The sequence below is a fragment of the Marinitoga sp. 38H-ov genome (assembly GCF_011057715.1).
Lineage (GTDB): Bacteria > Thermotogota > Thermotogae > Petrotogales > Petrotogaceae > Marinitoga.
Genome location: NZ_LNGH01000044.1, coordinates 16,715 through 31,676, shown reverse-complemented (window position 1 = coordinate 31,676; position 14,962 = coordinate 16,715). Strand labels below are relative to the sequence as shown.

16 protein-coding genes are annotated in these 14,962 nt (G+C 26.6%); 11 read left to right on the top strand and 5 right to left on the bottom strand.

Going from position 1 to position 14,962, the window contains the following annotated elements; genetic code table 11:
* Positions 1 to 4: 4 nt before the first annotated feature.
* Both AS160_RS09555 and AS160_RS09550 read right to left on the bottom strand, forming a co-directional pair.
* Entirely contained in the window at positions 5 to 1,672 is a 1,668-nt protein-coding gene (locus tag AS160_RS09555; protein ID WP_165148224.1) for a PEGA domain-containing protein, read from the bottom strand.
* The gene (locus AS160_RS09550; protein WP_165148222.1) at positions 1,659 to 2,102 is read right to left on the bottom strand and encodes a MarR family transcriptional regulator; all 444 of its coding nucleotides are present in this window, start codon (positions 2,100 to 2,102) and stop codon (positions 1,659 to 1,661) included. Before AS160_RS09550 ends, AS160_RS09555 begins: the two co-directional genes overlap by 14 nt.
* Before the next feature lie 591 nt (positions 2,103 to 2,693).
* Here AS160_RS09550 and AS160_RS09545 point away from each other — a divergent pair.
* The gene (locus tag AS160_RS09545) at positions 2,694 to 3,134 is read left to right on the top strand and encodes an SRPBCC domain-containing protein (protein WP_165148220.1); all 441 of its coding nucleotides are present in this window, start codon (positions 2,694 to 2,696) and stop codon (positions 3,132 to 3,134) included.
* A 24-nt stretch (positions 3,135 to 3,158) separates the two neighbouring features.
* On the opposite strand, the gene sfsA is transcribed toward AS160_RS09545, so the two are convergent.
* Positions 3,159 to 3,818, bottom strand: a complete 660-nt coding sequence (sfsA, locus tag AS160_RS09540) for a DNA/RNA nuclease SfsA (RefSeq protein WP_165148218.1) — start codon at positions 3,816 to 3,818, stop codon at positions 3,159 to 3,161.
* An 89-nt stretch (positions 3,819 to 3,907) separates the two neighbouring features.
* On the opposite strand from sfsA, the gene AS160_RS09535 reads away from it, so the two are divergent.
* Positions 3,908 to 4,681, top strand: a complete 774-nt coding sequence (locus AS160_RS09535; RefSeq protein WP_165148215.1) for a TIGR00266 family protein — start codon at positions 3,908 to 3,910, stop codon at positions 4,679 to 4,681.
* Complete coding sequence (locus AS160_RS09530; protein WP_165148212.1) at positions 4,675 to 5,241, top strand: HD domain-containing protein; 567 nt, start codon at positions 4,675 to 4,677, stop codon at positions 5,239 to 5,241. Before AS160_RS09535 ends, AS160_RS09530 begins: the two co-directional genes overlap by 7 nt.
* Here the strand turns inward: AS160_RS09530 and nadD are convergent.
* Both nadD and obgE read right to left on the bottom strand, forming a co-directional pair.
* On the bottom strand, positions 5,238 to 5,798 hold the full coding sequence (nadD, locus tag AS160_RS09525) for a nicotinate (nicotinamide) nucleotide adenylyltransferase (RefSeq protein WP_165148209.1): 561 nt from the start codon (positions 5,796 to 5,798) through the stop codon (positions 5,238 to 5,240). The two genes, AS160_RS09530 and nadD, sit on opposite strands and share 4 nt — an antisense overlap.
* A gap of 4 nt (positions 5,799 to 5,802) precedes the next feature.
* On the bottom strand, positions 5,803 to 7,131 hold the full coding sequence (obgE, locus tag AS160_RS09520) for a GTPase ObgE (protein WP_165148206.1): 1,329 nt from the start codon (positions 7,129 to 7,131) through the stop codon (positions 5,803 to 5,805).
* Between the two features lie 65 nt (positions 7,132 to 7,196).
* Between obgE and AS160_RS09515 the strand changes: the two genes are divergently transcribed.
* The 8 genes from AS160_RS09515 to dxs all read left to right on the top strand — a co-directional run bounded on the left by AS160_RS09515 (position 7,197) and on the right by dxs (position 14,951).
* Complete coding sequence (locus AS160_RS09515) at positions 7,197 to 7,439, top strand: DUF370 domain-containing protein (RefSeq protein WP_165148203.1); 243 nt, start codon at positions 7,197 to 7,199, stop codon at positions 7,437 to 7,439.
* A complete protein-coding gene (gene clpP / locus AS160_RS09510) occupies positions 7,439 to 8,035 on the top strand; it encodes an ATP-dependent Clp endopeptidase proteolytic subunit ClpP (protein WP_165148200.1) in 597 nt (198 codons plus the stop codon). The genes AS160_RS09515 and clpP overlap by 1 nt, the downstream gene beginning before the upstream one ends.
* Positions 8,036 to 8,114: 79 nt before the next feature.
* Positions 8,115 to 10,532 carry a DNA mismatch repair protein MutS gene (gene mutS, locus AS160_RS09505; RefSeq protein WP_165148197.1) on the top strand — a complete coding sequence of 806 codons (2,418 nt, stop codon included), beginning with the start codon at positions 8,115 to 8,117 and terminating at the stop codon, positions 10,530 to 10,532.
* A 44-nt stretch (positions 10,533 to 10,576) separates the two neighbouring features.
* Entirely contained in the window at positions 10,577 to 11,659 is a 1,083-nt protein-coding gene (locus AS160_RS09500) for a Xaa-Pro peptidase family protein (protein ID WP_165148194.1), read from the top strand.
* A gap of 29 nt (positions 11,660 to 11,688) precedes the next feature.
* Entirely contained in the window at positions 11,689 to 12,246 is a 558-nt protein-coding gene (efp, locus tag AS160_RS09495) for an elongation factor P (protein ID WP_165148191.1), read from the top strand.
* 14 nt (positions 12,247 to 12,260) lie between these two features.
* The gene (locus tag AS160_RS09490) at positions 12,261 to 12,674 is read left to right on the top strand and encodes an Asp23/Gls24 family envelope stress response protein (protein WP_165148188.1); all 414 of its coding nucleotides are present in this window, start codon (positions 12,261 to 12,263) and stop codon (positions 12,672 to 12,674) included.
* The gene (nusB, locus tag AS160_RS09485) at positions 12,671 to 13,099 is read left to right on the top strand and encodes a transcription antitermination factor NusB (protein WP_165148185.1); all 429 of its coding nucleotides are present in this window, start codon (positions 12,671 to 12,673) and stop codon (positions 13,097 to 13,099) included. Before AS160_RS09490 ends, nusB begins: the two co-directional genes overlap by 4 nt.
* 10 nt (positions 13,100 to 13,109) lie before the next feature.
* A complete protein-coding gene (gene dxs / locus AS160_RS09480) occupies positions 13,110 to 14,951 on the top strand; it encodes a 1-deoxy-D-xylulose-5-phosphate synthase (protein WP_277601310.1) in 1,842 nt (613 codons plus the stop codon).
* The last annotated feature ends 11 nt before the right edge of the window (positions 14,952 to 14,962 follow it).

The window sequence follows — 14,962 nt, the reverse complement described above, 5'->3', positions numbered from 1 at the left end:
CTTATTACAAATTAGATAAATCTATATATTTTCCATTGTCTGTGAAATATATATATTTTTCATATATTTTTTTATTTCCAATAAAAATACTTAGTTTATGAACTCCGAATTCTAGTCTTAAATCTGAATGAGTATATTTTACATCATCGATATATACGTCGTAATTTTTTGGATTATAAATCTTTACAGGAACTATATTTGCTTTTGAAAAAAATATTACTTTATGATCAAAATTATTTAAATTTATGTCAATATTATAAACCTCACCAGAGGAAAATTTAAAAGTAATTTTATGTAAACCTGATTCTAAAACTTTACCTAAAACATTCCCTTTATTTATATATTTATTATCTATATATATTAAAGCATTTAGTGAAGATGTAAAAATTGATAAAGCACCAATATTTTCTTGGTCAGTTAAAAATATGGACTGTGTTTTATTTTTTCTAATTGTTATTCTTTTTTTAGAATTTAAATAATATACATCAATATCTTTTGTTTTTTGCATTGTATTAATTAATATAGTAGATGGAGTAAATGCATAACTATCGCCAATATATGTTAAAATCTTTTCGTTTGACAAAACTTCTACAGAAGTGTAAATTTTTGGATTTAAAAATAATTCTCGTGGAGAATTTTTATCAATTATATATCTGAAAAATAAATCTTCTGTTTTTGATAAAACTTCTATTATGTGGGGTCTTCCATCTAATTCAAGATATTCAACATTATCTCCAATAAATTTTCCATCTAAATAAAAAGATAAGTCTTTATATTCTTGAAATTTTATTAATCTATAGTCTTCTAATAATTCAAAAAATAATTGTTTATTATTTTCATCTAAGTTTATAGTTAATTCTTTTGATATGTAACCAATTTTTGATACAATTATTTTTAGATTTCCTGATTCAACAGTGAAAGTATTGGGAGTGTATCCCATTTTCTTTCCATTTATTATTACTAAAGCATTTTGAGGTGAAGAATCTATATTTAGTTGAAGCCCTTTTTTTAATTCAAATTTAATTATAGGATTATCCTTGGGGTTTATATTAATAGAATTTTCGATAGGTAAATATCCATCTTTTTCGAGTTTGATTGAATATTTATTTGCTTCTAAAATTGTAGAATATGGTGTTACTCCTACGTAAGTATTATTTATATATAAATTTGCATTTGGGGTAGATTCAAAGGTAACAATGTTTTCTGGTATGAAGTTTACATTTATTTTTTTTGTTTCAAAAGGATTCAAATTAATATTAATCTCTAATGGTTTATATCCTTTAGCTTCTAGAATGATTTTCTTTACATTTGTTGGTATAGTAATAATTTCTCCATTGCTTATTAGTTTTTTATTTTCATCTATATTTATATAGAAGTAATCTAAATTAGAAGAAAATTCAATTGATGCTAAAGGGAGCAATGAAACATTTATTGTCATATCTTTATCTAAAAATATATTTACTTCATAATCAGTATATCCAAATTTAGATAATTTTATATTATAATTTCCCTTGGGAAGGTTGATGGTTTCTGTAGAGTTGTTCATCGTTAATATATATTGACCATTAATATATAACAATGAGTTTTTTTGAGCATTTATTGTTAAATTAAATGAAAAAATAGAAATAGTGAGAAACAGAAAAATAAAAATAAATAGCTTATTTTTTTTCATATGTTCTCACCTCATTAATTATATTATCCAGATATTCTAATTGTATCATTAATTCTTCAGGATTGTCTATTTTTGATAATACTTTATTCATAAATTCAATACGAGCTTTTATAACATCTTCTATTACTTTTTTCCCTTTTTCGGTAATAGAGATTGTAGTTACACGTTTATCTTTTTCATCTTTAACTTTTTTTAAGTAACCTGAAGTTTCTAATCTGTTGATTAAACCGGTTGTAGTGCTTTTTGTTATTCCTAATGCTATACTAATATCAGTAACTCTTTTGGAACCTTTAAAATATATTATTTGTAATAAATCAAATTGAGCTGGAGAAATATCAATATTTTTTATTATTTTTCTTCCTTCAACTTTAATTTTAAAACATATATCTCTTAGTTTTTTTTCAAAATTTTCAAGCCTTTTTTTATCCATATTATAGTTCCTCCTATTTTAATTTTTTATTAATTTTGAAAGTGAGGTAGTTTTTGATGGTAAAAAATATAACATATTCCTCTTTGTTGAGTGTAATTACAGTATTACTCTTTTCTGCTCAGATGTTTGTACCAGTTTTTGGTATTTTTATTGCATTTTTTAGTTTAATACCTTTGATTCTAGTTTATGAACTTACTAATATAGAATATTTTATAATCTCTACAATAACATCTGGTTTTATAATTTTAATGCTTAATGATTTATTTGGATTAATATTTTTTACCACTTATTTATTGCCACCGGTTTTAAGTATAGTTTTACGTAATAAACATAAAACACTCCACATTATATTTTTTCTCGTTCCAATAGCATCCTCCTATTTTATGTATAAATCTTTTTTTAATGTGAAGTTTTTTGAATATATATGGCCGATAATAGGAGCTGCAACCTTTTTTGTGGTTAAATTTTACTATATAAAAATAACAGAAATAATCTTAAAAAGGTTAAATATTAAAGATATTAACAAATGACATATTGTAAGTATTATATTATATTTTATCAAAAAATAGAATAAATTTAAAGAGGTGAATTATGATAGAAACTCCTCCAATAGAAATAATAGAATTTATTAATGCTCCGATAGATAGAGTATGGAATGTCCTTGTAAATGAAAAAGGTTGGGATCCGTGGTTTACAGATGGCATGAAAATGAAACTCAAAACTAACGGGAAAATATATTTTAGATGGGAAAGATTAACTTATGGTGAAATAGTAGAAGATAATGGTTATATAATAGAGTTGTTAAATAAAAAGTTTATATCTTTTTGGTGGTATGAATACGAAAAAGGGTATAGATCAAAGGTTGATATCTCGTTCCAAAATGGAGATGAAGGAACATGGATAAAAATTGTAGATTATACGACAATATATTCAATTAATGAATTAAATATTAAATATGGATGCGCTGTAGGTTGGGGACAAATGATTACTTTAGCAAAGGCATATATTGAAAAAGGTATTATATTAATATAATAAAATTAGAATCATTATTTTAAATTAAATAATTTTTATTTCTCTTTTAAATAGTATCTTTCCATTCTCAAAAGAAAATAGTAACGGAAACACTTTAACACCTTTTTCTATTGCTAAATAAAAAAATTTTGAAAATTCTGGATCTGTATCAAGGTTTGGAGAAAAATATTTGGATGCAGAAAATATTAAAAAATATATTTGTGCTTCAAATCCTTTTTCAGATAATTCGATTAATTCATTTAAGTGTTTTACTCCTCTTTTTGTTGGAGCATCTGGGAATTTTGCTATTCCGTTTTCTGATAAAGTACAACCTTTTATTTCAATCCAAATTTTTCCATTAGCTAAGAAATCTATTCTACTATTGTTGTATTTTACTTCAGCTTTTAAATCAGAAAATTTATTTCTTAAAAAATTTTCTGCAATGTATCTGTGATACATCGAATTTACAAGTACAAACTCATTATTTTTTTTAGCAGCAATAAGATCGTATTTTGTTTTTCGATTTATATTATTTGCTTTTTTTATTAGCACCTTATTTCCGGGATATAATAATTCTTTTAATCTTCCCGGATCATGAACATGTACATCAAAAATTTCATTATTAAATTTTATTTTAGATAAATATCTATTTGTTCGTTCTATAAATATACCATTTATTAAATCGTTTATTTCTAATATTTTCATATCATTCTCCTTAAATATAATATATATTATTATAGCATATTTTTTAAAATTAAAACAAAATGATATAATTGAAAAAAGGAGGGATTTTAATGGCTGACATAATTGATTATAAAATAATCGGAGAAGATATGCAATTAGTTGAAATTGAATTAGATCCTGGAGAAGGTGTTCGGGCAGAAGCGGGTGCTATGATGTATATGGAAGATGGGATAGAAATGCAAACTTCTACTGGCGGAGGTTTTTTTAAAGGGTTAAAAAGAATGTTTGTTGGTGAAAGTTTTTTTGTTACAAATTTTCTTAATGTGGCAAATGATAAAAGGCATGTAGCTTTTGGAGCGCCTTATCCAGGAAGGGTTATTCCTATAGATTTAACTAAATTTGGTGGAGAATTTATATGTCAAAAAGATAGTTATTTATGTTCTGCTGCAGGAATTGATATAGAAATAGCATTTACTAAAAAAATAGGTGTTGGTTTATTTGGGGGAGAAGGGTTTATTTTAGAAAGGCTTGTTGGAGATGGATTTGCATTTGTTCATGCAGGTGGAATGATTGTTGAAAAAAAATTACTTCCCGGAGAATCTTTGCGAGTTGATACGGGTTGTGTAGTTGGATTTTCTAATACAATTGATTATGATATTCAGTTTATAGGTGGATTTAAAAATGCATTATTTGGGGGAGAAGGATTGTTTTTAACGAGAATAACAGGGCCCGGGGTTGTATATTTACAAAGTCTTCCATTTTCTAGACTTGCTGATAGAATTTATTCTGCATCAAGGTTTAAAAATCAAGGAGAAACGAAAGGTATAGACGGTATAGGAGGTAACTTATTAGGTGGATTATTTGGGGGAGATAATAGATGGTAAATATAGAAGAAAAGATATTTGAGTTTTTATATACTTTAGAATTAGATATAACACATGATTTGGGTCATATTAAACGCGTTACACATAATGCTAGAATAATAGCAGAAAAAGAAGGAGGAAATTTATCAATAGTAACATATGCAGCTCTTTTGCATGATATAGCAAAAAAAGATGAAGTAGATGGAAAAATAAAGGATCATGCATTAGAGGGGGCGCAAAGAGCTGAAGATTTCTTAAATAGACTTAATTATAAAAATGCTTCAGATGTTGCTTTTTGTATTGCAAGTCACAAACTAAAGAAGACTAATATATTAGAAGCAAATATTTTAATAGATGCAGATAGATTGGATTTACTAGGTCATATAGGATTAGCAAGAGTTTTAATGAATAAAAAAAGAAAGAGTATTGAAGAACATATAGAGTATATAGAAAAAAAGATTTTGTTAATTCCGCAAAACATGAATACTGAAACAGGTAAAAAAATTGCATTAGAAAAAATTAAAATTATAATAGATTTTGTAAATAATATAAAAAAAGAAATAAAGAACACCTATAACTAGGCTTTATAGGTGTTCTTTATTTCATCAACAATATTATCATTAACCATTCCGTATATGGATAAATCTTTTTTTATTCTATTTCTAATTTCAGAAGAAGAAATTTCTATAAGCGGTGAATTTAAAAAAATATGAGGTAAATTATAATTATCAAATTTTAATTTTTCATGATATCTTTTATATACTACTAAAGTTACTTCTTTTAATAATTCCCTCCATTTATACCATGTATGAAAATTAATTAAAGAATCTTCGCCAATTAATAAATATATATCATCAAATTTTTCTTTTAATTTTAATACAGTTTGATAAGTATAGGATGGTTTAGGTAAATGTTTTTCTATATCAGATACCTCGAATCTTTCCTTAGGGAAAGTTATCTCGCACCATTTTTTTCGTAAATTAAAATCTACAATATTTTTCTCTTCTAATTTGTGAGGTGGCATAACTGCGGGAATTATTAAAAATTTTTTTGGTTTTATAAAATCATATGCATATTCAGCTATTATTCTATGACCAATATGAGGTGGATTAAAAGAACCTCCAAAAATAACAATCATAATATCACTCCATATATTCAAATGCAAAATTACCTAAGTATACAGTATCTCCTTCTTTTATACCTAAATTTTTCAAAGTTTTTTCTAAACCACTATTTTCTAATATTTCTAAAATTTTAATTCGCGCATCTTTTTGATCAATTGGATATCTTTTTAATAATAATTCAACATCATGCCCAGTAATTTCATATATACCTTCATCCCATTTTATTATTTCAAATCTTACCTTTTTAGGTATTTCAACATCAATAGGTTTTATATTTAATTTAATTTTTTCAGGAGCATTTTTAATGGATTCTAGTATTTCTTTTTGTCTATCAATTCTCATTTCTTTAATATTTTCCCATATTTCATTTAATAAAATATCTATATTTTGTTTTGTAGCAGCAGATATAGGTATTATTTTTTTATTTAAAGCGACTTCTAAATTTTTAATTCTTTTATTTAATTCTTCTTGATCTAATAAATCAGCTTTGTTAGCGGCGATAATTTCTAATTTTTGGGCTAGATTAGGTGAAAATTTTTCTAACTCACTTCTTATAGTATAATAATCATCAATAGCTTTTCTTCCTTCTATTTCTGAAATGTCTAAAATGTGTACCAAACAATAACATCTTTCTACATGTTTTAAGAATCTATCTCCTAACCCTGTACCTTCATGAGCGCCAGGAACTAATCCAGGAATATCAGCTACCACAAAAGTGTTTCCATCGCCCATATCAACAACACCTAAATTAGGTATTAATGTAGTAAAATGATAATTTGCAATCTTTGGCTTTGCATTTGAGATAACAGAAATTAACGTAGATTTTCCTACATTCGGAAATCCAATAATACCAACATCTGCTAATATTTTTAATTCTAATTTTAATACTCTTGTTTCACCTTCTACACCTTTTTCGGCTATTGTTGGAGCTTGAACTTTAGAGTTAACAAAATGAATATTTCCTCTTCCGCCTTTGCCTCCTCTTGCTACTACGACATATTGATTGGGATATTTTAAGTCTGCAATTAATTCGTTAGTTTCAAAGTCATATACTAATGTTCCGACAGGAACTTCAATAATCATATTTTCTCCATTTCTTCCATGCATTTTTTTGCCTTGCCCGTTTTTTCCGTTTTCTGCATTAAATTTCTTTTTAAATCTAAAATCAGTTAAAGTGTTTTTTTCTATTTTTGAAACAATTATAACATTTCCACCATCCCCGCCATCCCCACCATCTGGGCCTCCCTTGGGAACAAATTTTTCTCTTCTAAAACTAACAATTCCATCTCCACCTTTACCTCCAGAAACTGTAATAATTGCTTCATCTATAAAAATATTTTCACTCATTTTATCGCCTCCGTTTTGATTTTTTAATATTTTTTGTGTATAATATAATGCATGGAGGTGAAAATATGTCTATCATTAATGTAACAAAAAATTCTTTTATTATTGCAGAAAGAATCCATTCTATTATACCAGAAAATTTTTCACATTATAAAAGATTAAAAAAAGAGCATCAAAATACTACAAGTTTAGTAGATTTAACTTATGGGAAAAGTGTAAAATCAATAATTTTTACCGATAGTGGACATATGTTTTTAACGGCATTATCAATTGATAAAGTATTAGAAAAAATGAGGAAGGTGATGGAATAATGAGTATGCCAATTCCAGTAGTTGTTGAATCAACTGGTAGATATGAGAGAGCGTATGATATTTATTCGAGATTGTTAAAAGATAGAATTATATTTTTAGGCTCAGAAGTTAATGATTATATTTCAAATTTAGTTGTAGCTCAATTGTTATTTTTAGAAGCACAAGATCCAGAAAAAGATATTTATTTGTACATTAATAGTCCAGGCGGATCAGTTACTGCTGGTTTAGCAATGTATGATACAATGCAATATATTAAACCTGATGTCGCTACTATTTGTATAGGTCAAGCAGCATCTATGGGAGCGGTGTTATTAGCTGCTGGAGCAAAGGGTAAAAGATTTGCATTGCCTAATTCAAGAATTATGATCCATCAACCTTGGGGTGGCGCACAAGGTACTGCTAAAGATGTTGAAATACAAGTACAAGAATTATTAAGAATTAAAAAAATGTTAAATGGCATATTAAGTGATCATACAGGACAACCTATAGAAGTAATAGAAAAAGATACAGATAGAGATTACTTTATGTCAGCAGAAGAAGCTTTAAAATACGGTTTAATAGATAAAGTTATAAAAAATAGAAAAGAAATAAAATAATATTAGGGCGCTGATGCGCCCTAATATATTGATTACTTTTGAGGGTTAAGAAGGTGATAATATTAGTAATTTAACTCCAATGATAAGACAATATCTTGAAATAAAAAAAGAATATGAAGATAGCATTTTATTATTTAGATTAGGGGATTTTTATGAAACGTTTTTTGAAGATGCGAAGGTTACTAGCGAGGCTTTACAAATAACTTTAACTCAAAGAAACGGGCATCCAATGGCCGGTATACCTTATCATGCATTAGATAATTATTTAAAAAAGTTGTTAGACCAAGGATTTAAAGTTGCGATTTGCGAGCAAGTTGAAGATCCATCTACAGCAAGCGGAATTGTAAAAAGAGAAGTAACAAAAATACTTACACCTGGTACAGTAGTAGAAGAAAGCATGATTGATGAAAACAATAGATATTCTCTTTTAATAAATGCCAATAGAGATGGAACATATGTATTTATTATTTTTGATTTTAGTACCGGTGAATTATACATAGATTCTTTTAATTTTACAGATAATGAAATATATGATTTTATTTCATCATATTCATTTGTTCAAATATTAATTTCCACCAAAACAAGAAATTTAAAACAAAAAATTAAAAATATTCGTCCAGATATATATATAGAGGAATTGGATGAATGGTATTTTAATAATAATTACGAAGAAATAGTAAAAGAAAGTTATGGAATTATAAATTTGGATATTTTGAATTTAAATGAATTTGAACTAATCTCTTTAGGAGCAGTTTTTAAATATCTTGAAATAACTCAAAAGCAGAAGATAACATATTTTTCGTTTCCGAAAAGATTTAAAAGTTCAAAAAATATGATTTTGGATTCAACAACAATTATAAATTTAGGTTTATTACCAACTAAAGAAAACAAAGGGAAAACATTATATGATATATTAAAATACACCAAAACTTCAATGGGTGCAAGAACTTTAAAACAGTGGATTTCCAGACCATTAATAGATAAAAATGAAATTGAAAAAAGATTTAATGTAGTTGAATTATTTAGAAATGATCCATTAATTATGGAAGAAATGAAAGAATATTTAAGTTCTATAAGAGATATAGAAAGAATATCTTCAAGAATTTCACTATTTAGAGCTACACCTAGAGATTTAATAGCATTAAGAACAACATTAGAGGTTATACCATACATAAATGAATTATTAAGTGAGTTAAATTTAGAACTATTAAATGAACTTGATGATTTAAAGAAATTATTATATGATGCAATCGAGGAAGAACCAACCACACAAGTTGGGACTGGTAAAGTTATAAAAAGAGGAGTTAACAAAGAATTAGATCAATATAAAGATATTTTTGAAAATTCTTCTGTATTTTTGAAGGAGATAGAAGAAAGAGAAAAAGAAAAAACTGGAATAAGCAATTTAAAGGTTTCTAGGAATAAAATATATGGTTTTTATATAGAGGTTACAAAAGCTAATATAGATAAAGTACCTCAAAATTATATTAGGAAGCAAACATTAGTAAATTCTGAAAGATTTATAACAGAAGAATTAAGAAATTTAGAAGAAAAATATTCAGTCGCAGAAAAGAAGATAAATGAAATAGAAAATAAAATATATAATGATTTAATTATAAAACTTCAAAAATATGTTAATGATTTAAAAAATGTATCTCTCAAAATATCTGAAATTGATATATTAAGAGGGTTTGCTGAGGTATCAATAAAAAATAAATACGTAAGGCCTATTTTCAATAATAGAAAATTTACTATTATCAATGGGAGACATCCAGTTGTTGAACAATATTCAGAAAACTTTACCCCGAACAGTATTCAACTTGATAATGAAAAAAGATTTGTTATATTAACAGGACCTAATATGAGTGGTAAATCTACATATTTAAGACAAATAGGGATTATTTCAATAATGGCTCAAATAGGTTCTTATGTTTCTGCTGAATACGCGGAACTTCCAGTATTAAATAATATTTTTACTAGAATAGGGGCTAAAGATGATGTTGTAAGTGGTAAATCCACATTTTTAGTTGAAATGTCTGAGGTATCAAGTATATTAAATAATGCAGATGAAAATAGTTTAATACTTTTAGATGAAGTTGGAAGAGGAACAGGAACTATTGATGGAATAAGTGTGGCTTGGGCTACCTCAGAATATATATATCAAGTTTTAAAATCATATACAATTTTTGCTACTCATTATATGGAATTAACTATGTTAAATGATTTTTATGATGGAATTATTAATAAAAGAGTAAAGGTTTTAGAAACTGAATCTGGTATAATATTTTTGCATAAAATAGAAGACGGTATAAGTGATAAAAGTTATGGTATTGAAGTTGCTAAATTAGCAGGAATACCAGATGAAGTTATAATTAGAGCTAAAGAAGTTATGGGGGAAATATCTAATAAAACAGAGTTTGAAAGTAAATTGAAATCTATGAAAAATATAAAAAGGAAAAAACTTACAAAAAATCAAAATCAATTAAAACTATTTTAGTTATGATATAATTATATCAATAATTAAAATAAAGGGGGAAAATAATGTTTGAAAAAAGAATTAATGATTTAAGAGAAAAAATGGAATTAAATGGTCTTGAGGCTTTTTTGGTAGTAAATATTGAAAGCTCATCTAAACCAACATCTTATTACTTAACTGGTTTTACTGGATCATTTTCAATTGTTTATATAACTAAAGACGATGTAGTTTTTATGACTGATGGAAGATATACAGAACAGGCTGAAAAACAAACTGGAGTAAAACCTTTGTTATTTAAGAAAAAATTACTAGATGAATTAACTAATATTATAAAATTACCTAAGGGTGCAAAAATTGGATTTGAATCAAATACTATATCATCTAATATCTATTTAAATACTTTAATGAAAATAGGAGATTATGAATTTATTCCATCTGAAAAGATAATTTTAGAAATGAGAAGAATAAAATCCAGTGAAGAAGTTGAATTTATTAAAAATGCAGCAATAATAGCAGAAAAAGCATTACAAGAAACTTTAGATAGCTTTTATATAGGTATGACAGAAAAAGAGTTTGCTGCTAAACTTGAGTATAATATGAAAATTTTTGGTGCTGACAATTATGCATTTGATACAATTGTAGCTTCTGGGCCAAGAGGAGCATTACCACATGGGATAGCTTCGGATAAAAAAATAGGTTCTGGAGAATTTATTGTAATTGATTTTGGAGCATATGCAAATGGATATAATTCAGATATAACCCGAACTATTGCTACAGAAGGAATTAGTGATAAACACAAACAAATTTATGAAATAGTATTAAAAGCTCAAAAAGCAGCGGTTGAGGCCGTTAAACCTGGTATGAAATATAGCGATTTAGATAAAATAGCGAGAGATATTATTTCAGAAGCTGGATATGGCGAATACTTTTCTCATGGATTAGGTCACGGTTTAGGATTAGAAGTGCATGAAAGTCCAAGAGTTTCTTATATGTCTGAAGAAATTTCTCAACCAGGTGACATAATAACTATTGAACCGGGGATTTATTTGCCTGGGGATTTAGGAGTAAGGATTGAAGATGATGTTTTAGTTACAGAAAACGGATACGAGTTAATAACTTCATTTGATAAATCTCTAATTATTTTATAATATAGATTATTTTAAGAGGAGGAAAAAAAATGGTTGTAGTAGGAGATTTAAAAAAAGGTATGATTATATTATTAGATGGAGAACTATACAGAGTTTTAGGAATGCAAAAACATTTCACGGGTAGAGGTAGTGGAATTATTAAAACTAAATTAAAGAACATAAAAACAGGATATGTTATTGATAAAAATTTTAATTCTGGAGAAAAAGTAGAGGAAGCTGCTTTAGATTACAGACCAGCAGAATATTTATATCATGACGGAGATAATTATGTTTTTATGGATTTAAGTACATATGAGCAATATTTATTATCAGAAGAAGATGTTTCAGATGCAAAAGATTTTTTAATTGATAATTTAGAAGTAACATTAACTTTTTACGATGAAAAACCTGTAGGTATAGTATTACCAACAGTAGTAGTTCTTGAAGTTACTGAAACTGAGCCTAATTTTAAAGGAGATACAGCTTCTGGAGGAGGAAAACCTGCGATATTAGAAACAGGTTTAAAGACAACAGTTCCGTTTTTTGTTGAAGTTGGGCAAAAAGTTAAAATTGATACGAGAACAGGAGAGTATTTAGAAAGAGCCTGAGAGGGGGGATAAAGATGGCCATAAATGAACATAATCAATTTGGAGAGTTAGAGTTTACAGATACTGCTTTGAAGGAATTGGCCATAAAATCATATGAGCTTTTTTTCAAAGAACAAGTTCCGGATTTTGAATTAAATGAAAAAGATTTAACAAAAATGATAAAAATAGTTGAAAATGATGATGAGACAATATCAATATACTTAAAAACAAAAGCAAAGTATGGAACTAGTATTATTAAATTTGCAAAAGATTTGCAAGACTTTTTAAAAACAGAAGTAGAAAAAATGACAGAAGTTCCTGTTAGAAATATTGATATAGTATTGGATGGATTAGTAGTTCCTAAAGTAGAGACATATATTGAAGAGGTAGAAAACGAAGTTAATGAAATAGAGATTTCAGAAGAAAATAATGGGAGTGTTGAAAATTGATTTCTAAAAGAAGAAAAATAAGAGAAGCGGTTTTAGAAAGTATTTTCCAACTTGATTTTAATGATAATATTTCGTATGATGATATTTTAGCATTATTGAGGGACCTTTTAAACAATAAAAAGGTCCCTCAAAGCCTAATAGAAGAAGCAGAAATTTATTTGAAAAATATATTTTTTAATAAAAATGAATATGATGAATTAATAAAAAAATATTTAATTAATTGGGAATTTGAAAGAATTGCAAATATTGAAAAAACAATTCTTAGAATGGGGATTTTTGAATTAAAAAATAGAGAAGATATTCCGCCAAAAGTTATCTTAGATGAATCAGTTGAATTATCAAAAAAATATGCTAATGAAAAAAGTGCAAAATTTATTAATGGAATTTTGGATAGAATAGCAAAAGAAGAATTCAAACGTTTATGAGGTGATTTAATTGAATGAAAAACCATTATATCATGCGATTCGGAAAATGAATTATGAACAATTAAATAGATTTGCTAATAAAATACGTAATTATATATATAACACTGTAACGAAAAATACAGGTCATTTATCTTCTAATTTAGGAACTGTTGAATTAACATTAGCTCTATATAGAATATTTGATCCTGAAAAAGATGTAATTATTTGGGATACAAGTCATCAAGCATATATTCATAAATTGCTAACGGGAAGATGGGAGAGTTTTAAAACATTAAGGCAAAGAAATGGAATAAGCGGATTTACTAATATTTTTGAAAGTAAATATGACTATTTTGGAGCTGGTCATGCAGGAACATCAGTGGCGGCGGCTATTGGTTATGAATTAGGTTTAAAAAAGCAGAATATAGATAAAAATATAATAGCTATTTTTGGTGATGGTGCAATGACAAGTGGTATGATTTTAGAATCGTTAAATCAATTAAAATCTATTGACTCGAAAATAAAAATTATTCTTTTAAATAATGAAATGTCTATTTCTCCAAATGTAGGTGCAATTGCAAAACTTTTAAATAAAATTAGAATTTCAAATGATTATTATTCTTTTAAAGAAAAAATTAAAGGTTCTTTAGAAAGTACAGACGTAGGTCAAGATATAGAAAGTGCATTAAAAAAGGTTAAAGAAGGTATAAAACATACAGTTTATAATAATGCATTAGGAATATTCGAAGATATGGGAATAAAATATTATGGGCCTGTTGATGGACATAATATAAAAGAATTAGAAAAATATCTTGAATTTATAAAAAATTATAAAGATGGCCCATGTATCCTACATTTAAAAACTGTTAAAGGAAAAGGATTGGATTTTGCTGAAAAAAACCCCACTAAATTTCATGGGGTAAGTAATAAAAAATCAGAAAAATTATCATATTCAAAAGTTGTTGGGTATACTTTAAAACATATAGCGTTTGAGAAAGATTTTATTTCTTATACAGCTGCAATGGAAGATGGAACAGGATTAAATATACTCAAAGAAGAATTCCCTGATAAAGTTATAGATTTAGGAATAACAGAACCTTCTATTGTTACTGCTTCTGGAGCTACAAGGCTTTCAGGAACATTTACGATAGTTGATATTTATTCATCATTTATGCAAAGAGCATTCGATTCTATAATACATGATATAGCTTTGCAGAAAATTCCTGTATTATTTTTATTAGATAGAGCAGGTGTTGTCGGTGAAGATGGTCCAACTCATCATGGGGTTTTTGATATATCTTATTTGAGATTGATACCTAATATAGAAATATTAACCCCTTTAAATGCACAAGATCTTGCTAATATGGTCTATACATCAATAAAAAAAGATATTGATAAACCGACATTTATTAGATTTCCACGTGGTGGTGAGGAAATTAATATAGAAGATATTTTAAGTAATCTTAGCATTGTTGATTATTCTTGGAAAGTAATAAAAAGAAAAAATGCAAATAATGTAGTATTTGTTGTAGGTCAATTAATTGAGGAATATAAAGAATTATGGGATGAATTAGAGGCTACAATTATTGGTGTAAGAAGTATCAAAAATATTGATGAATATATTTTAAATATATATATTAAGAATGATATTAACATAATCACTGTTGAAGAAAATAGTTTAAAGGGCGGATTTAATGAAGAGATAAAAAATTATATTATAAAAAATAATATTAATTGTAATTTATTCACTTTTGGAGTTGAAGATGAGTTTATTCCTCAGGGGACTAGGAAAGAACTGCTTGATGACTATGTAGTAAAGCCATTTAAAATAAAGGAAGTTATACATTTAAACTCAAAAATAAAAAATAAATGAAAGGGGAGAAA